The following is an 18,770-nucleotide window of genomic DNA, read 5'->3' on the forward strand; positions in this document are numbered from 1 at the left end:
GACGCGCTCAGCGGTGCACGATGTAGCGCGTCACCACCGGCAGCGTCTCGCCCACGTGGAACGCCAGCCGCCGCTCGCGCAGCGCCATGTCGGCCGCGGTCGCGCGATGGAATCGCCGCAGGTGCTCGGTCCAGGTCTCGTCGACGATCTGCTCCAGGTAGCGGCCCGGTTCCCCGATGTCGTGCAGCAGTTCCCAGGCGATCGCGCCCTGGCTCAGCCGCGCGCGCCGGGTCTGGTGCATCACCAGGTGGAAGGCGGCGGCGCGCGCCGGGTCGATCAGGTACTCGACGGTGACGACCACCCGGCCGGCCTCGTCCGGCGCGCTGGCCGGCGGACCGGCGGCCCAGCCGTGCTGCGCCGGGCGGGTGTCGTCGTCCTCGCCCGCGCCGTCGGTCACGTAGCGCAGCGCCAGCCACATGCACAGGACCCCGGTGGTCGCGGCGACGCCCAGGCTGACGTAGATCGAGCTGAGCTCGGCCACCTGGCCCCAGAGCGCCGCGCCCAGGGCGCTGGCGCCCATGATCGCCATCTGGTACATCGACATGCCGCGGGCCCGCACCCAGTCCGGCAGTGCCAGCTGGGCCGACACCGAGAGCGAATTGGCGACCGTGATCCAGGCCATGCCGCCGAGGAACATCGCCGGCACCGCCACCCAGGCGTTGGGCGCGACCGCCATCACCGCGGTGGCGCCGGATTGCAGCAGGGTGCCGCGCATCACCAGCTGGTCGCGCACCAGGGCCTGGCGCAGCCGCGGCAGGAACAGCACGGCCACGATGGCGCCCGAACCCATGGCGGCCAGCAGCAGCGTGAAGGTGCCGGCGCCGCCGCCCTGGAGATTGCGCGCCAGCAGCGGCAGCAGGGCCAGCACGGCGGTCGAGTGAAGGAAGAAGATCGAGATCCGCGTCAGCACGGCGCGCATGCGCGGCGACTGCCGCACGAACTGCACGCCGACCCGCATCGCGCTGATCAGCCGCTCGCGGCCCAGGGGGTTGGGCGTGTGCTCGCGCCGCCAGTGCAGCACCACGAAGCCCGAGGCCACGCAGAGCACGGCGTTGAGCGCGAACACCCAGACCGTGCCGGCGCTTGCGATCAAGGTGCCGGCGACCAGCGGGCCGATGATGCGCGAGGCGTTCATCGAGATGCCGTTGAGTCCGAGCGCGGCCGGCAGGTGGCTGCGCGGCACCAGCTCGGGCACGATGGCCGAGAACACCGGCCAGCGCAGCGCCAGCCCGATGCCGTTGGCGAAGGTCAGGGCCAGCAGCAGCGGCGCGCTCATGAGGTCGAAGACCACCGCCGCGCACAGCACCACGGCCGAGCCGGCGAGCCAGAACTGGGTGGCGACCAGCCAGCGCCGGCGGTCGAGGATGTCGGCCAGCGCGCCGCTCGGCAGCCCGAGCAGGAACACCGGCAGGGTCGAGGCCGACTGCACCAGCGCGACCCAGATCGGCGAGGTGGTCAGCGAGGTCATCATCCAGGCCGCCGCGACGTCGTTCATCCACATGCTGACGTTGGCGATCAGCCAGGTGCTCCACAGCATGCGGAACACCGGGATCCGCAGCGGCTCCAGCGGGCCGACCCGGGAGGCTGGGACGGGCGGCGTGACGGGAGTTTCCTGGGGCGAGATCGGCGGCATCGCGGCCTATTGTCTTCGGCCCGGCCGCGCCGGCGTGTCGGCCGGGCGCCCGGGCGCCAGATGCTCGAGCGGCAGGGCCCGGCTGGCCTTGACCTCGCCGAGCGAGAAGCTGGTGTGCAGGTCCTTCACGTTGGGCAGGCTCATCAGGTGCTGCAGCGCGAAGCGCGAGAAGCTGTCGAGGTCCTGCGACACCACCTGCAGCTCGAAGGTGCCGGTGCCGCTGATGTAGTGGCAACTGGTCACCTCGGGCAGCCTGCGGATGGCGTCCTCGAGCTTGCGCGTGGCGTCGACCGTGACCCGCTCGGTGTCGACGCGCACGAAAGCGAGCACGCCGAGCCCGATCTTGTGGCGGTCGATCTCGGCGTGGTAGCCCTTGATGTAGCCGGCTTCCTCGAGGGCGCGCACCCGGCGCCAGCAGGGGGCCGCCGACAGGCCCACGCGCTGCGACAGCTCGGCATTCGTCAGGCGGCCGTCGGCCTGCAGTTCTTGCAGGATCGCGAGGTCAAACTTGTCGATGCCTTCCATTTGGTGCCATTTTAAGCAAGAGTCTTTCAAGAAGGTGGCTTGAATGGGTACAAAACGCAAACACCTGTCGAGACAGCAGGCATACACTTTGCGTCATGATGGCCGAGGGGCAGCCGACCCGGCTGCCCCGCAAAGCCACGCCCACAAGGCCCAGCCCTGGAGACAGACACGATGAACGCCCCCCTGCCCGAGCACATCCGCCGCGCCCTCGAAACGGTCACGCTCGACGACAAGTACTCGCTCGACTACGGCCGCGCCTTCATGAGCGGCGTCCAGGCGCTGGTCAAGCTGCCGATGCTGCAGCGCCTGCGTGACCAGCAGCAGGGCAAGAACACGGCCGGCTTCATCAGCGGCTACCGCGGCTCGCCGCTGGGCGGCTACGACCAGGCGCTGTGGAAGGCCAGCAAGTTCCTGAAAGAGCAGAACATCGTCTTCCAGCCCGGCGTCAACGAAGAGCTGGCCGCCACCGCGCTATGGGGCACCCAGCAGCTGGGTTTCTCGCCGGCGGGCACCAACAAGTTCGACGGCGTCTTCGGCATCTGGTATGGCAAGGGCCCGGGCGTGGACCGCTGCTCGGACGTCTTCAAGCACGCCAACATGGCCGGCACGACCGAGTTCGGCGGCGTCATCGCGGTGGCCGGCGACGACCACATCTCGAAGAGCTCGACCGCGGCGCACCAGAGCGACCACATCTTCAAGGCCTGCGGCACGCCGGTGTTCTTCCCGGCCAACGTGCAGGAAATCCTCGACCTCGGCATCCACGCCTTCGCGATGAGCCGCTTCGCCGGGATCTGGTCGGGCATGAAGACGATCCAGGAGATCGTCGAATCCAGCGCCACCGCGATGATCGACCCCGAGCGGGTCGACATCGTCATCCCGACCGATTTCCAGATGCCGCCCGGCGGGCTGCACATCCGCTGGCCCGACCATGCGCTCGAGCAGGAAGCGCGGCTGATGCACTACAAGTGGTACGCCGCCCTCGCCTACATCCGCGCCAACCGGCTCAACCACAACGTGATCGAAGGCCCGAACGACCGCTTCGGCATCATGGCCAGCGGCAAGGCCTTCAACGACACGCGCCAGGCCCTGATCGACCTCGGCCTCGACGACGCCGCCTGCCGCCAGCTCGGCATCCGGCTGCACAAGGTGGCCGTGGTGTGGCCGCTCGAGGCGCAGCTCACGCGCGAATTCGCCACCGGCCTGCAGGAGATCCTGGTGGTCGAGGAAAAGCGCCAGGTCATCGAATACCAGCTCAAGGAAGAACTCTACAACTGGCGCGGCGACGTCCGGCCCAACGTGGTCGGCAAGTTCGACGAGGGCGAGGTGCACGAGGCCGAGGGCTATTCGGGCGGCGAATGGTCGATGCCGAACCCGACCGCGCACACGCTGCTGCGCGCCAACGCCGACCTGAACCCGGCGCTGATCGCCAAGGCGATCGCCCAGCGCCTCAAGAAGACCGGCCTGCTGGCTGCGGCCGGCGCCGACATGGCGGCTCGCATCGACGCCCAGCTGGCGATCCTCGAGGCCAAGGAGCGCGCGATGGCCGCGCCCAAGTCGCTCGGTGCCGCCGACGCCACCCGCCAGCCCTGGTTCTGCTCGGGCTGCCCGCACAACACCAGCACCGTGGTGCCCGAAGGCTCGCGCGCGATGGGCGGCATCGGCTGCCACTTCATGGCGACCTGGATGGACCGCTCGACCATCGGCTTCACGCAGATGGGCGGCGAGGGCGTGCCGTGGGTCGGCCAGCAGCCCTTCACCACCGACCAGCACATCTTCGCCAACCTCGGCGACGGCACCTACTTCCACAGCGGCCTGCTGGCGATCCGCCAGAGCATCGCGGCCGGCGTCAACATCACCTACAAGATCCTCTACAACGACGCGGTCGCCATGACCGGCGGCCAGCAGGTGGGCGAGCGGCCCGAGGGCCATTCGGTGCTGCAGATCGCCGAGAGCCTGCATGCCGAAGGCGCGGTCAAGGTGGTGGTGGTCACCGACGAACCCGAGAAGTACCAGGGCGTCAACGTGCCGGGCGAGAACGTCAAGGTGCGCCACCGCGACGAGCTCGACGAGATCCAGCGCGAATTCCGCGAGATCAAGGGCACCACCGCCATCATCTACGACCAGACCTGCGCCACCGAGAAGCGGCGCCGCCGCAAGCGGGGCACGGCGGTCGATCCGGCGGTGCGGGTGGTCATCAACGAGCTGGTCTGCGAAGGCTGCGGCGATTGCAGCGTCAAGAGCAACTGCCTGTCGGTGGAGCCGCTGGAGACCGAATTCGGCCGCAAGCGCACCATCAACCAGAGCACCTGCAACAAGGACATGAGCTGCCTGAAGGGCTTCTGCCCCAGCTTCGTGACGGTCGAGGGCGGGCAGCTCAAGAAGAAATCGAAGAGCAAGGGCGCCTCGCCGGCCGAGCTGGGTGCGCTGCCCGACCCCGAGATTCCGGTGCTGGGCGAGGGCCAGGTCTGGGGCGTGGTGGTGGCCGGCGTCGGCGGCACCGGCGTCATCACCATCGGCCAGTTGCTCGGCATGGCGACCCACATCGAGGGCAAGGGCATCGTCACCCAGGACGCGGCCGGCCTGGCGCAGAAGGGCGGCGCCACCTGGAGCCACGTGCTCATCGGCGAGACCCAGGACGCGATCCGCACCACCCGCGTCGGCACCGCCGCGGCCGACCTGGTGCTGGCGGCCGACCCGCTGGTGGCGGTCAATGCCGAAACCACGGCGCGCATGCGCGAAGGCCGCACGCGGGTCGCGCTCAACAGCCACAGCACGCCGACCGCCGCTTTCGTGCGCAACGCCGACTGGGTCAACCCGCAGCAGGATTGCGCCAACGAGATCGCGCGGGTGGTCGGCGCCGATGCGGTCGGCGCCTTCGACGCCGATGCCGCCGCCACCGCGCTGATGGGCGACAGCCTGTACGCCAACCCCATGCTGCTGGGCTTCGCCTGGCAGAAGGGCTGGATTCCGCTGGACCACGCGTCGCTGATGCGGGCGATCGAGCTCAACGCCGTGGCCATCGACAACAACAAGCAGGCCTTCGAGTGGGGCCGCCAGGCGGCCGAACGCCCGGCGGAGCTGCAAAAGCGGGTGCAGCCGGGGCAGGTCATCGAGTTCAAGCGGCGCGAGACCGTCGAGGCCCTGGTGGCGCGCCGCGCCGAGTTCCTCACCGGCTACCAGAACGCCGCCTACGCCGACCAGTACAAGGCCTTCGTCGCCCGGGTGCAGCAGGCCGAATCGGCGCTCGGCAAGAGCAGCCTGACCGAGGCCGTGGCCCGCTACCTGTTCAAGCTGATGGCCTACAAGGACGAATACGAAGTGGCGCGGCTGCACGCCGACCGCAGCTTCCTCGACCGGGTCGAGGGCATGTTCGAGGGCGACTTCAAGCTCAACTACCACCTGGCGCCGCCGATCATCGCGAAGAAGAACGCCAAGGGCGAGCTGCAGAAGCAGAAGTTCGGCCCGGCGATGCTGACCGGCTTCAGGCTGCTGGCGAAGCTCAAGGGCTTGCGGGGGACCGCGCTCGACATCTTCGGGCGCACCGAGGAGCGCCAGACCGAGCGCGCGCTGATCGGCGAATACCGCGCCAGCATCGAGGAAGTGATCGCCGGCCTGACGGCCGCCAACCACGCCACGGCGCTGGAAATCGCCGGGCTGCCCGAGCAGATCCGGGGCTACGGCCACGTCAAGGAGCGCAACCTGGCCGCGGCCCGGGTGCGCTGGGCCGAGCTGATGGCCAAGTGGCGCCATCCCGAGGCGGCCGCCCGCGCCGCCGCCTGAAGCACCGGCGCCAGGGGCCGCAAAGCCCCGAAAACCCCAAGCACGGCCCCGGAATAGGGTCGTCTGCCCTCTATACAATGCCCGGTGCTGTGCGCGGCCAGGTTCCGCGCTGCGTGGCCGCTGGGTGCGGCCGCGGATGCACCGGTCCTTTCCCATCCGGAGGGCCGGCGCTCCTCTTCTTTCCCTCTGTTGGAGACTCCCTTGTTCATTTCTTCTGCTTTCGCCCAGGCCGCACCCGCCGCCGGTGGTGGCGACATGATGTCCTCGCTCGGCAGCATGCTGCCGCTGGTGCTGATGTTCGTGGTCCTGTACTTCGTCATGATCCGCCCGCAAATGAAGCGCCAGAAAGAAGCGCGCGCCATGATCGAGGCCCTGGCCAAGGGCGATGAGGTCGCCACCTCGGGCGGCATGCTCGGCAAGATCACCCAGCTCGGCGAGCAATACCTGACGGTCGAGATCGCCAAGGGCGTCGAAGTCCAGATCCAGCGCAGCGCCGTGATCCAGGTCTTGCCCAAGGGCGCGATCAAGTAAGTAGTGCCACAACACGGGCGCCGGACACCGCGCGCCCCCGAAGGTTGAATCGATGAACCGATATCCGGTCTGGAAGTACGCGATCATCGTGGTCGTGCTGCTGGTGGGGCTTGTCTACGCCTTGCCCAATTTCTTCGGCGAGGCGCCCGCGGTGCAGGTGTCGTCGGCCAAGTCAACCGTCAAGGTCGACGCCGGCACCCAGGCCCGCGTGGCCGAGGCGCTGAAGGTCGCCGGGCTGGTGCCCGACCTGCTGACGCTCGACGCCACCTCGGTGCGGGCCCGCTTCGCCTCCACCGACGACCAGCTGAAGGCGCGCGACACCCTGCAGCACGCCCTGGTGCCCGACCCGAGCGACCCGCCGTACACGGTGGCGCTCAACCTGGTGTCGCGTTCGCCGAGCTGGCTCACTGCGCTGCATGCCTTCCCGATGTACCTGGGCCTCGACCTGCGCGGCGGCGTCGACTTCCTGCTGCAGGTCGACATGAAGGGCGCCATCGACAAGCGCGCCGAATCCTTCGCCAGCGACCTGCGCACCGGCCTGCGCGACAAGAGCGTGCGCGGCAGCGCGGTCAGCCGCAACGGCCAGACCATCGAGATGCGCTTCCGCGATGCCGCCGGCCTGGATGCCGCCAAGCGGCTGCTGCAGGACCAGTTTCCCGACCTCACGGCGGTCGAAAGCCAGGAAGGCACCGACTTCAAGCTGGTCGCCTCGATCAAGCCCGAGGCCGTGCGCCGGCTGCAGGACGCGGCCCTGAAGCAGAACATCACGACCCTGCACAACCGGATCAACGAACTCGGCGTGGCCGAACCCGTGATCCAGCAGCAGGGCCTGGACCGCATCGTCGTCCAGCTGCCCGGCGTCCAGGACACGGCCAAGGCCAAGGACATCCTGGGCCGCACCGCCACCCTCGAGATGCGCCTGGTCGACGAGAGCGCCGAGGGCCGTGCCGCCGAATTGGGCACCGGCCCGGTCCCCTTCGGCTCGGAGAAGTTCCTCGACCGCCAGGGCCGCCCGGTGATCGTCAAGAAGCAGGTGCTGGTCACCGGCGAGAACCTCACCGACGCCCAGCCCGGCTTCGACTCCCAGACCCAGCAGCCCAAGGTCGACCTGACCATGGACGCCAAGGGCGGGCGCATCATGCGCGACGTCAGCCGCGAGAACTTCCGCAAGCGGATGGCGATGCTGATCTTCGAAAAGGGCAAGGGCGAGGTGCTGACCGCGCCGTCGATCAACGGCGAGCTCGGCAACCGCTTCCAGATCTCGGGCTCGATGAGCGTGGTCGAGGCCAACGACCTGGCGCTGCTGCTGCGCGCCGGTTCGCTGGCGGCGCCGATGGAGATCATCCAGGAACGCACCATCGGCCCGAGCCTGGGTGCCGACAACATCAAGAAGGGTTTCGACAGCGTGATGTACGGCTTCGCCGCGATCATGGTGTTCATGTGCCTGTACTACGCGCTGTTCGGCGTCTTCTCGTCGATCGCGCTGGCGGTCAACCTGCTGCTGCTGGTGGCGATCCTGTCGATGCTGCAGGCCACGCTGACCCTGCCCGGCATCGCCGCCATGGCGCTGGCCATCGGCGTCGCGATCGACTCCAACGTGCTGATCAACGAGCGCATCCGCGAGGAACTGCGCGCCGGCGCCTCGCCGCAGGCCGCCATCCACGCCGGCTACGAGCGCGCCTGGGGCACGATTCTCGACTCCAACGTCACCACGCTGATCGCGGGTGTCGCGCTGCTGGCCTTCGGCTCCGGGCCCATCCGCGGCTTCGCGGTGGTGCATTGCATCGGCATCGTGACCTCGATGTTCTCGGCCGTGTTCTTCTCGCGCGGGCTGGTGAACTTCTGGTACGGCAGCAAGAAGAAGCTCAAGACGGTGTCGATCGGCACCGTCTGGAAGCCCGACACCACCGCCGTGGCCAACGCGAAATAAGGGACACGACAAATGGAATTCTTCCGGATCCACAGGACCATCCCGTTCATGCGCCACGCGCTGGTGCTGAACGCGGTGTCCTTCGTCACCTTCGCCCTGGCGGTGTTCTTCCTGTTCCATCGCGGGCTCCACCTGTCGGTCGAGTTCACCGGCGGCACGGTGATGGAGGTCGCCTCCCAGCAGTCGGTCGACGTCGGCCGGGTGCGCGAGACCATCGCCAAGCTGGGCTACCAGGACGTGCAGGTGCAGAACTTCGGCACCTCGCGCGACGTCCAGATCCGCCTGCCGGTGCAGAAGGGCCAGACCTCGGCCCAGCAGAGCGAGCAGGTCATGGCCGCGCTGAAGGCGGTCGACCCGACCGCCATCCTGCGCGGCAACGAGTTCGTCGGCCCGCAGGTCGGCGAGGAGCTCACCACCAACGGCCTCAAGGCCCTCGGCATGGTGGTGGTCGGCATCATGATCTACCTGGCCTTCCGCTTCGAATGGAAGTTCGCGCTGGCGACCGTGCTGGCCAACCTGCACGACGTCGTGATCATCCTGGGCTTCTTCGCCTTCTTCCAGTGGGAGTTCTCGCTGGCGGTGCTGGCGGCGGTGCTGGCGGTGCTGGGCTACTCGGTCAACGAGTCGGTCGTGATCTTCGACCGCGTGCGCGAGAACTTCCGCCGCTTCCGCAAGCTGAGCACCCCCGAGGTGATCGACAGCGCCATCACCTCGACCATCAGCCGGACCATCATCACCCACGGCTCGACCCAGCTGGTGGTGCTGTCGATGTTCTTCTTCGGCGGCCCGACCCTGCACTACTTCGCGCTGGCCCTGACCATCGGCATCTGCTTCGGCATCTACTCCTCGGCTTTCGTGGCGGCATCGATCGCGATGTGGCTGGGCGTCAAGCGCGAGGACCTGGTCAAGACGCCGACCAAGCGCGAGGGCGATCCGGACGACCCGAACGCCGGCGCCACCGTCTGATCTTGGGGTTGCCGAGCATGGAGAGCCCTTGTGCGGTTACGCTTCCCGATGCAAGCTCGTCCTTGTCGTCGAATCGAATCCATTGCCGTCCTGACCATCCATGATCCAGCGGTCCCATGCAGCCTCCCTTCAACTCTCCCGAGAGACGCGCGAGCGTTTCGTCGCCGCCACCGAGCCGCTGATCGCGCCGGTCGCCCGGGCCATCGGCGAACGGCTGACGGCCCTGGCCTCCCAGACCGGCAATGCGCGCGAGATGCAGGAGAACCGCGACGGTTTCCTGGCCTTCCAGACCCACGGCGCGAACTGGGTGGCGCAGTCGCAGGCGGCCTGGCGCAAGGCGCTGGCCAGCAGCGCGATCGAAGGGGCGTCCTCCAACTCGCTGTCGCGCCTCGAATTGATCGGCGACGAGGTGGTCGAGACCGGCATCTTGTCGTCGCGGCTCGCGCAGGCGATCCAGGACAAGGCCAGCTTCGAGCTCAACGACCTGCGGCTGCGCATCCAGCATCTCGAAGGCACCCATGAACTGGACGCCAGGGACATCCTGAAGCCCGAGGCACTGGCCAAGGTCCTGGTCGACCAGTGGCTGGCGACCGGCCTGAGCCGCGGCCTCTGGACCAAGGTCCAGGAGCAGGTCCAGCAGCACATGGTCGAGCCGGTGGTCAAGGCCTACAAGGACGCCAACGCCTTCCTGGTCGGCAAGGACGTGATGCCCGAGATCGATCTCAAGAGCTTCGTGCGCCGCACCGGATCGGTCGGCTCCGGCAGCGCGCCGCTGGGTGGCAGCTTCGCGGGCGGCGCGAGCGCCAGCGCTTCGATGGGCATCGGCCAGACGCGGATGGTGCCGGGCGGCTTCGGCGCGCCGGCCGGCAGCTTCGCGCCGGCGGCGATCGGCGTCGGCCGCGGTCAGGCCGGCATGGGCCAGCAGGCGGGTGGCGACACGCTGGTGGCCACCGGCGGCTCGCCGCTGCTGATGGCGCGCCAGCGGGCCCAGGGGGTGCTGCTCAATCTCAAGCGCTTCGTGACCGCGCGCATCGGCGGCGACATCACGCTGCCGCGCGGCCAGGGCGGCGGCGAGATGGCGGGCGGAGCCGGCGGCGCCGCCTCTCCGGCCTTCGTCGCCGCGATCGCCGACGCCGAGGCGGCCTACCAGGTCGCGGCCTCGCAGTACGTGGTCGGTGAAGAGGCCACGGCCATCCACAACGCATCGGCCGAACTGCGCCGGCGCACCAGCGAACTCAAGAAGAAGGCGCCCACCACCGCCGACAAGGCCACGGTCGAGATCGTGGCGCTGATGTTCCAGGCCATCCTGGCCGAAGAGCGGATCCCGTTCTCGGCCCGCGTCTGGTTCGCGCGGCTGCAGATGCCGGTGCTGCGCGTGGCCATCGCCGAGCCCGAATTCTTCGGCACCTTGCAGCATCCGGCGCGCATGCTGATCGACCGCATGGGCTCCTGCGTGATGGGCTTCGATGCCGCCGCCATTTCGGGCAGCGCGCTCGAGGGCGAGATCCGCCGCGTGGTCCAGGTGATCGAGCAATATCCGGAAACCGGCCAGCGGGTGTTCAAGCTGGTGTTCGACGAATTCGTCGCCTTCCTCAACAAGTACCTCACGCAGAGCGACACCACCCAGCGGGTGATGAGCGTGGCGCAGCAGGTCGAGCAGAAGGAGACGATGGCGATCCAGTACACCATCGAGTTGCGCAAGATGCTCAACGACATGCCGGTGCGCGAGGAGATCCGCGAGTTCCTGTTCAAGGTCTGGGCCGAGGTGCTGGCCATCGCCGCGCTGCGCTACGGCGCCCAGGACGAGCAGACCGTGACGCTGAAGCGGGTCGCCTCCGACCTGGTCTGGGCGGCCAGCGCCAAGCCGAACCGCAACGATCGCACCCGCGTCATCCAGGACCTCCCCAAGCTGCTGCAGCGGCTGCGCCAGGGCATGACGCTGCTCGGCATCGTGGGCGAGCCCCAGGAAGCGCACATCAAGACCATCGGCGCGACGCTGTCCGATGCCTTCCTGTCGAAGACCGAGGCGATCCCGCCGGCCAAGATCGAAGCCATGGCCAAGCGCCTGGCCAACCTCGAGGACTTCGTCTCCGACGAGGGCACCACCGACCTGCCGCTGGACGCCGCGAGCATCGAGCTGCTGCTCGGCGTCGATGCCGCCTCGATCGAGGTCGTGCCCGACACCGGCACCAAGGTCAGCGAGGACATGCTGGCCTGGGCGCACGAGCTGCAGGTCGGCACCTGGTTCATGCTCGACCACAACGACCGTGTGAGCCAGGTCCAGTTCGTCTGGCGCAGCGACCGCAAGCAGCTGCACTTGTTCGCGTCCAGCGACGGCCGCAGCTTCCTGATCCAGGTCGGCCGCCTGGCGTCCTACCTGCAGGCCGGCCTGCTGGTGCCGGCGGAAGAAGAAACCTTGACCGTGCGGGCCACGCGCGAAGCGCTGGCAAAACTCGACGCCAACCCCGAGCGTCTGCTGAATTAGCTAGTGCGCGACGCGGTCGCTCGAAGCGTCGCAGAGCTCGTCCAGCACCAGCGCGTCGGGTTCGACGCCAGTGCTCCAGTGCACCATCAGCACGATGATCTTGAGTTCGTCGAGCGCCAGCGGCTCGCCCGGCGTGGCCATGGCGCGCTCGACCACGATCTCGCGCATGCCGCCCGGCAGCACGCTCGCGGATTCGAGGAAGCTGATGAAGCCCAGGCACTCGGCGCCGATGTGCTCCTGCTCGGCACTGGAGTAGACGCGCATCGCATCGGCCGACTGGGGCAGCGCGGCGTCGGCCGCGATGCCCGGCAGCACGGTGGCGCTGGTGCCGTCGGCATGGCGCTCGAGCTGGACGCCCCGGGTCGCCAGGCTCAGGCCGTCGAGCCAGTGCAGCGCCTCGCGGATTTCGTCCGCATCGAAGCCTTGCGCGCTGAGCTTGCGCCCCAGCTGCTCGGGTTCGGGGCAGGCGTCGCCGCGCCAGTAGTTTTCGTAGACATACACGAGCACTTCGAACATGGGTTCAATATAGCCCACTGGAAGCGCCGGCCGTCGAAAGTTGCGCCGACACGACGTTGACCGGTCCGGCGTCCGGCCGCGCAAGGCGGCCTGCGGCCCCTCGGGAGCTGCGACGCACACGCGGACGGACCCTGGTTGATGCCCCAGGAAATGTTGCAAGTCTTCCTTCGCTTGCTGCTCGGCATTCGGAAGAAACTGCCAATTCTGTCGTGATCAATTCCTGCGGACGCTCCGTAGTATTACGGACTCTTCGCGTATTCGCACGAGTATCGGTGCAGCGCCTTCTTCGAAACAATTCTGATCGGCCTTGACGTCTTGCTTTCAAAAGACGATGCGTCGGCAAGGCCGTGGCCACGATGGCATGTTCAATCAGAAAACAGGGAAGGCATCTCCGTGAAGATAAAAATGACGCTGTCCGCAATCAGCGCAATATGTGGAATTCTGGCAGCTCCGGTTGCCATCGCAACGCCAAACGAGGAGTTGGGCTGGTATGGCTCCATCAAGGCCGCACAAACTTCCCAGCGCGTCAGCGACATGGAAGATTCGTTGCGTCCGGCAGGCGCGGTGCTGCCGCAGGAGACGAGGCAAGAATTTGTCAATGGCTCCTTGGGGATGGGTTACCAGTTTGGCGCTGGCTGGCGTGCCGAGGTGGAATACACCTTGCCCCAGAAACAGGAGTACACCAGCGACGTCGCAGGGCGATTTCGTGGCAGCCTGAATCACCATGAAGTGGATGCCGAGCGCATGATGGCCAATGCCTATTACGATTTGCCCGTCAAGGAAGATATCGCCGTGTTTGCTTCTGCCGGTCTTGGCTGGGCCAAAGTCAAGTCTTCCGGTTGGCAGGGCAATGTCGCCCGTCAATTCGAAAGCAAAACTGTCAATAACCTGGCCTACTCGGTAGGCGCAGGGGTGACGTATTCTCCCGTGAAGAAAATCTCGCTCGACGTGGGTTACCGCTATGTTGATATGGGCCGCATTGAAAGCGGCTTGAACAACTTCGCCAATGCTCGTGGTTTGCGCGATGAAAAAATGAAGGCCAAACTGGTCAGCCACGAGATTTATATTGGCGGCCGTTATCGCTTTTGATGGCGGCCTGCGGCTCCTTCGGGGCCAGTGGCGCCATTCAACCAACCGCGATGCGCTGAAACAATCCGCCCGGCAGCCGCGCGACGTGGCCGGAAAGCTCGAGTTCGAGCAGACGGACTTGCAGCATGGCTGGAGAAAAACCGGTGCGGGCGCACAAGGCGTCGAGGCTGACCGGGTCGAAGCCTACAGCGCGCAGCAGCGCCGGTTCGGCCGCCTCGGCGTCGGCACCGGAATCGGCGGAATTGGCGGAGACGAAGGGGCGGGGCCGCGCAGGCTCGTCGGCCAGCCGCAACTCCTCCAACACGTCGGCCACCGATTCAACCAGCTTGGCGCCTTGCCGGATCAATTCGTGGCAGCCCCGCGATTGCGGCGAGTGGATCGAGCCCGGAATCGCGAAGACCTCCCGCCCCTGCTCGGCCGCGAGCCGGGCCGTGATCAGCGAGCCGGAGCGCAGCGCGGCCTCGATCACCAGAGTGCCGCGCGCGAGCCCGGCGATGATCCGATTGCGCTTGGGGAAGTTCTGGTTCAGCGGCGGCGTGCCCAGCGGGTACTCGCTCACGATCAGGCCACGCCCGGCGATCCGGTGCGCGAGCTCGCGATGGCGGGCGGGGTAGACGCGGTCGAGTCCGGTGCCGACCACCGCCACCGTGGCCAGCCGGTCAGGTCCGCCGGCCTCGAGTGCACCTTCGTGGGCGGCACCGTCGATGCCGAGCGCCAGACCCGAGACCACGGGAATCCCGGCTTCGCCGAATGCGCGTCCGAAGGCTCTTGCATTCTGGGTGCCTTGCGCCGTCGGATTCCGGCTGCCGACGATCGCGATGCTGGGGTCCAGCTGCGCGAGCTCGAAGCCGGGCGCACCGAGCAGATAGAGCAGCAGCGGCGGATCGCCCGTTTCCAGCAGCGAGGCCGGGTAGCCCGGGTCGCCGAGCGTCAGGAGACGGCGGACGGCACCCTGGTCGTCGCTGCCCTGAAGCCAGTCGAAGGTGCGCTCGAGCAGCGGGGCCAGCGTGGCAGGCAAGCGCTGCAGCGCCCCGGCCTGCGCGTTGCCGACGACCTGCAGCAGGGCCTCGTGCGATTGCGTGAAGATCGCGGCCGGCAGTCCGAAGGCCGCGAGCAGCGTGCGGGCGGTGGCGTTCCCGATGCCTGGCGTCAGCGAGAGGCGGAGCCAGCTCGCGAGTTCCTCACGTTCCACGCCAAGATGACGCTCGCGTCAGGGGTTGACCAGCAGGTCGCCGACCCGCGGGGTGTCGTTGATCTCGAGCACCAGCGCGTAGGAGGCCTTTTCGAACGGCCGGAACACCATCAGCAGGCCGATGCGCTCGTTCGGCAGCTTGAGCACTTCCTTGCCGGTGTCGTTGGGCGCGCCGGCGCGGTCGACGATGGTGTCGCCGTTCTTCAGGATGGCCAGCACGTGGCCGGACTCGATGCCGTCGCGGGTTCCCTTGTTGATGACCACCACCTGGTTCTGGGCCGCGAACTGCACCGCGTTGCCGTAGACCGAGACGATGCGCCCGTCGATGATCTGCTCGGGCGCGCGCGGTGCATAGCTGAGCAGCTGGCGCGTCGGCTCGGGCAGCAGGCGGTCGCCCGCGCGCATCTCCTCGCGCGCGGCCACGATGTCGATGGTCGCGGGGACCACGTTGACCACGTCCTTGCCCTCGACCAGTTGGGTGGCGACGGTCTGGCTGCGCTTGAGCTGGGCCTTGCCGAGGTAGGCCGCCTCGTAGCCGAGCAGTTCGCCGGTGGCGGGGTCCTTCAGCGGCGTCGCGTTGCGGAAGATGCGGTAGGTCTTGATCGGGCCGGCGGTCTCGATCAGCTGTTCGTCGGCCTGGCCCAGTGCGTAGGCGCGGTCGCCGCGGGCCAGCAGCACGCGGCTGTCGTTGCCGGCCACGATGTGGGGCGCGGCCTTGAGGGTGTCCTCGTCGACGATGATCGGCTCGCTCAGGAAAGGCTCGATCAGGCTCGGGTTGAGGGTCGGCAGCGCCATCCCCGACAGCGACTCGTAGCGAGCGCGCGGCGACAGCTTGATGGTGCCGTCGGAGGCGCCGCCGCGGCGGGTGCTGAGGCGGGCCCGGCCGCCGCTCTTTTCCAGGTAGAGCACCTGGCCCGGGTAGATCCGGTGCGGGTTCGAGATCTCCTTGATGTTCATGCCCCAGAGCTCGGGCCAGCGCCAGGGGCTGCGCAGGAACAGGCGGGAGATGGCCCACAGCGTGTCGCCGGGCTTGACCGTGTATTCGTCAGGCGCGTTGGGCGCCAGTTCGCCGATCGGGATGCCGGCCTGCGAGGTCTGCTGTGCCACCGCCCGCTGTTGTGGCGTGACCGGATAGTTCTGCGCGAAAGCGGTCGTCGCGCCAGCGGCCCCGAGGGCGACGGCCGCCAGGGTGGCCAGAAGGCTGGGTCGCAGGCTATCGTTGATTCGGAGTTTGGTCATGGTTTATGGTGTGCACACACTACGCCACGCAGGATGTACGAATCCTCACAATTTGCTACGAATTTTGCGCTGAAGCCCTTGATAGGGCAACGTATTCGGGCTGTTCCCCGGCAGGGCGTCGCGGAAATGGCGAAAATAGCGACAACTTCTCCTCGCTTTCATGGCAAAAAGAACCATTTTGAGTTACCCGGATCCCCGCCTGCACACGGTGGCCAAGCCGGTCCAGGGCGTCGATGCGCGCATCAAGACGCTGGTCGCCGACATGCTCGAGACCATGTACGACGCCAGCGGCATCGGCCTTGCGGCGACCCAGGTCGACGTCCACGAGCGGCTGGTGGTGATCGACATCTCCGAAGAACGCGACAAGCCGATCGTCCTGATCAATCCCGAGATCGTCTGGGCCAGCGACGAGAAGGTGCTCAATGAAGAAGGCTGCCTCTCGGTGCCGGGCATCTATGACGGCGTCGAACGCTCGACCTCGGTGCGCGTGACCGCGCTCGATGCCGACGGCGAACCGCAGACGATCGAGGCCGAGGGCCTGCTCGCGGTCTGCATCCAGCACGAGCTGGACCATCTGCTGGGCAAGGTGTTCGTCGAATACCTGTCGCCGCTGAAGCGCAACCGGATCAAGAGCAAGCTGCTCAAGCAGCAGCGCGAAGACCAGAAATCGGAACAGCGCGAAGGGCGGCGTTGAGCATGCGGGGCCTGTGGCCGGCGGCGGCGGCGCTGCTGGTGGCGCTGTCCGGCTGCGCGCTCGACCCGACGCGGCTGCCGCTCGGCAGCACCCGCGCCGAGACGTTCCAGAAGCTCGGCCAGCCGACCGCCACCTATGCGATGCCGGGCGGCGGCGAGCGGCTCCAGTATTCGCGTGCGCCATCGGGCTTCGCGGTCAACAACGTCGACCTCGACGCCGGCGGCCGGGTGGTCTCGATCCGCCAGGAGCTCGAAGACGGCATGTTCGACATCACGATCAAGCCCGGTGTCTGGCGGGTCGACGACGTCCTGCGCAGCTACGGCCGGCCGTTCGAGATTTCGCAGGTGCGGCCCTTCGACGGCGATGTCTGGGCCTGGCGCTTCAAGTCGCAGAACAACCCGCGGCTGCTCTATATCTATATCGACCTGGACGGCGTGGTCGACCACTACCACACGGCTGACGACCTGCGCCAGCTGATGACGGACCAATGAGCTCACTGAAAGTCGCGTTCGCGGGCACGCCCGAGTTCGCCCGGGTCGCCCTGGAGGCGATCGCGGCGGCCGGATTCGAGATCGTCCTGGTGCTGACCCAGCCGGACCGTCCCGCCGGCCGCGGCATGAAGCTGCAGGCTTCGCCGGTGAAGCAGTTCGCGGTCGGCCGAGGCTGGCCGGTGGCGCAGCCGCGCAGCCTGAGGCTCGACGGCAAGTATCCGGACGACGCGGCCGCCGCGCGCGAGGCCATCGCGGCCGCGGGGGCCGACGTGATGGTGGTCGCCGCCTACGGCCTGATCCTGCCGCAGTGGGTGCTGGATGCGCCGCGGCTCGGCTGCCTGAACATCCATGCCAGCCTGCTGCCGCGCTGGCGCGGCGCGGCGCCGATCCACCGGGCCATCGAGGCCGGCGACGCGCAGACCGGCGTCACGATCATGCAGATGGACGCCGGCCTCGACACCGGCGACATGCTGCTTCGCGAAGCGCTCGAGATCGGCGCAGACAGCACCGCGCGGCTGCACGACCGGCTGGCCGGAATGGGCGGCCGGTTGATCGTCGATGCCTTGAGGCAGGCGGCGGCCGGCACGCTGAAGGCCGAGCCGCAGCCGACCGAAGGCGTGACCTACGCCCACAAGGTCGAGAAGGCCGAGGCCCAGATCGACTGGTCGCTGGACGCCGCGGCGATCGCGCGCCGGGTGCGCGCCTTCGACCCCTTCCCCGGCGCCAGCAGCCTGCTCGACGGCGAGACGATCAAGCTGTGGGCCGCCGAGGCCGAGCCGGGCGGGCCCGTGGAGGCGCCCGGCACGGTGCTGGCCGTGACGCCTTCGGGCATCGCCGTCGCGGCGAAGGACTCCGTGCTGCGGGTCACCGAACTGCAGCGCGCCGGCGGCAAACGCCTGGCGGTCGCCGACTTCCTGCGTGGATTCGACGTCAAGCCCGGCCAGCGCTTCCACTGATGTTTCTCTCCTCCGCGATCCGGCGCCAGCCGGAATTCCGCCAGGGCGTGAGAGACATGTCCACGGTCGCCGTGGGCATCGGCGCCTGGGGCCTGATGACCGGCGTGGCGATGCTCAAGTCGGGCATGAGCGTGTTCGAGTCGGTGGCGATGACGCTGCTGGTCTACGCGGGCAGTTCGCAGCTGGCCGCCATCCCGTTGCTGATGGCGGGCGCGCCGGCCTGGGTCATCCTGGCCACGGGCTTCTGCGTCAACCTGCGCTTCGTGGTCTTCAGCCTGCACCTGCGGCCCTATCTGATGCACATGCCGCGCTGGCGCCGCATCACCCACGGCTATCTCACGGCCGACATGAGCTATGCGCTGTTCACCCGCAAGTACGCGCAACCGCCGCGCACCCGCGCCGAGGAGCAGGCCCAGGAGGCCTACCTCACCGGCAACTACTGCGTGACCTGGTGCGCCTGGATGAGCATGAGCCTGCTCGGCATCGTGCTGGCCAACATGATTCCGCAGAGCTGGGGCCTGGGCTTCGCCGGCGTGCTGAGCCTGGTGGCGATCGTCTGCTCGATGGCGACCACGCGGCTTCGGCTGCTGGCGGTGCTGATCGCCTCGGCCACCGCGGTGGCGGCCTATGCGCTGCCGCTCAAGCTCAACATCGTGGCCGCCATCGGCGTCGCGGTGCTGGCCTGCTTCTGGCTCGAGAAGCAGTTCGGGCTGGATGTCGATGCGGAGGATGACTAGTGAGCG

General features: G+C 68.0%; 15 protein-coding genes. 10 read left to right on the top strand and 5 right to left on the bottom strand.

All coding sequences use genetic code 11. The features are described from left to right. Positions 1-7: 7 nt before the first annotated feature. Both QTI17_RS12375 and QTI17_RS12380 read right to left on the bottom strand, forming a co-directional pair. Entirely contained in the window at positions 8-1,633 is a 1,626-nt protein-coding gene (locus QTI17_RS12375) for an MFS transporter (protein WP_286533453.1), read from the bottom strand. A gap of 6 nt (positions 1,634-1,639) precedes the next feature. Next, complete coding sequence (locus QTI17_RS12380) at positions 1,640-2,158, bottom strand: Lrp/AsnC family transcriptional regulator (protein WP_286533454.1); 519 nt, start codon at positions 2,156-2,158, stop codon at positions 1,640-1,642. Positions 2,159-2,329: 171 nt separating this feature from the next. Here QTI17_RS12380 and QTI17_RS12385 point away from each other — a divergent pair, with 171 nt between their 5' ends. The 5 genes from QTI17_RS12385 (at position 2,330) to QTI17_RS12405 (ending at position 11,850) form a co-directional block, all read left to right on the top strand. Beyond that, a complete protein-coding gene (locus QTI17_RS12385) occupies positions 2,330-5,938 on the top strand; it encodes an indolepyruvate ferredoxin oxidoreductase family protein (protein ID WP_286533456.1) in 3,609 nt (1,202 codons plus the stop codon). Between the two features lie 201 nt (positions 5,939-6,139). Further along, on the top strand, positions 6,140-6,469 hold the full coding sequence (yajC, locus tag QTI17_RS12390; RefSeq protein WP_286509705.1) for a preprotein translocase subunit YajC: 330 nt from the start codon (positions 6,140-6,142) through the stop codon (positions 6,467-6,469). Between the two features lie 52 nt (positions 6,470-6,521). Then, on the top strand, positions 6,522-8,399 hold the full coding sequence (gene secD, locus QTI17_RS12395; protein WP_286533458.1) for a protein translocase subunit SecD: 1,878 nt from the start codon (positions 6,522-6,524) through the stop codon (positions 8,397-8,399). Positions 8,400-8,411: 12 nt separating this feature from the next. Continuing rightward, on the top strand, positions 8,412-9,365 hold the full coding sequence (gene secF, locus QTI17_RS12400; RefSeq protein ID WP_286519811.1) for a protein translocase subunit SecF: 954 nt from the start codon (positions 8,412-8,414) through the stop codon (positions 9,363-9,365). A 100-nt stretch (positions 9,366-9,465) separates the two neighbouring features. Then, positions 9,466-11,850, top strand: coding sequence for a DUF1631 family protein (locus QTI17_RS12405; RefSeq protein WP_286533459.1), 2,385 nt, complete (start codon positions 9,466-9,468; stop codon positions 11,848-11,850). Here QTI17_RS12405 and QTI17_RS12410 read toward each other — a convergent pair whose 3' ends face one another. After that, the gene (locus QTI17_RS12410) at positions 11,851-12,366 is read right to left on the bottom strand and encodes a Smg family protein (protein WP_286533460.1); all 516 of its coding nucleotides are present in this window, start codon (positions 12,364-12,366) and stop codon (positions 11,851-11,853) included. A 393-nt stretch (positions 12,367-12,759) separates the two neighbouring features. On the opposite strand from QTI17_RS12410, the gene QTI17_RS12415 reads away from it, so the two are divergent. After that, positions 12,760-13,455: an outer membrane protein gene (locus QTI17_RS12415; RefSeq protein WP_286533461.1), complete on the top strand. Its 696-nt coding sequence runs from the start codon at positions 12,760-12,762 to the stop codon at positions 13,453-13,455. 37 nt (positions 13,456-13,492) lie between these two features. Here QTI17_RS12415 and dprA read toward each other — a convergent pair whose 3' ends face one another. Together dprA and QTI17_RS12425 are read right to left on the bottom strand one after the other, a co-directional pair. Then, entirely contained in the window at positions 13,493-14,647 is a 1,155-nt protein-coding gene (dprA, locus tag QTI17_RS12420) for a DNA-processing protein DprA (protein ID WP_286533462.1), read from the bottom strand. 18 nt (positions 14,648-14,665) lie between these two features. Next, on the bottom strand, positions 14,666-15,886 hold the full coding sequence (locus QTI17_RS12425) for a LysM peptidoglycan-binding domain-containing protein (RefSeq protein WP_286533463.1): 1,221 nt from the start codon (positions 15,884-15,886) through the stop codon (positions 14,666-14,668). A 160-nt stretch (positions 15,887-16,046) separates the two neighbouring features. On the opposite strand from QTI17_RS12425, the gene def reads away from it, so the two are divergent. From def to QTI17_RS12445, 4 genes are read left to right on the top strand one after another with little or no spacing between them, the layout of a single operon-like run. After that, positions 16,047-16,580: a peptide deformylase gene (gene def / locus QTI17_RS12430; protein ID WP_286519816.1), complete on the top strand. Its 534-nt coding sequence runs from the start codon at positions 16,047-16,049 to the stop codon at positions 16,578-16,580. 2 nt (positions 16,581-16,582) lie between these two features. Continuing rightward, the gene (locus QTI17_RS12435) at positions 16,583-17,071 is read left to right on the top strand and encodes a hypothetical protein (RefSeq protein ID WP_286533465.1); all 489 of its coding nucleotides are present in this window, start codon (positions 16,583-16,585) and stop codon (positions 17,069-17,071) included. Beyond that, positions 17,068-18,027, top strand: coding sequence for a methionyl-tRNA formyltransferase (fmt, locus tag QTI17_RS12440; RefSeq protein WP_286533466.1), 960 nt, complete (start codon positions 17,068-17,070; stop codon positions 18,025-18,027). Before QTI17_RS12435 ends, fmt begins: the two co-directional genes overlap by 4 nt. Further along, positions 18,027-18,764: an AzlC family ABC transporter permease gene (locus QTI17_RS12445; RefSeq protein ID WP_286533468.1), complete on the top strand. Its 738-nt coding sequence runs from the start codon at positions 18,027-18,029 to the stop codon at positions 18,762-18,764. Before fmt ends, QTI17_RS12445 begins: the two co-directional genes overlap by 1 nt. The last annotated feature ends 6 nt before the right edge of the window (positions 18,765-18,770 follow it).

Origin of the sequence: Variovorax sp. J31P179 (assembly GCF_030316985.1) — a bacterium.
GTDB classification, from domain to species: Bacteria; Pseudomonadota; Gammaproteobacteria; order Burkholderiales; family Burkholderiaceae_C; genus Variovorax; species Variovorax ginsengisoli_B.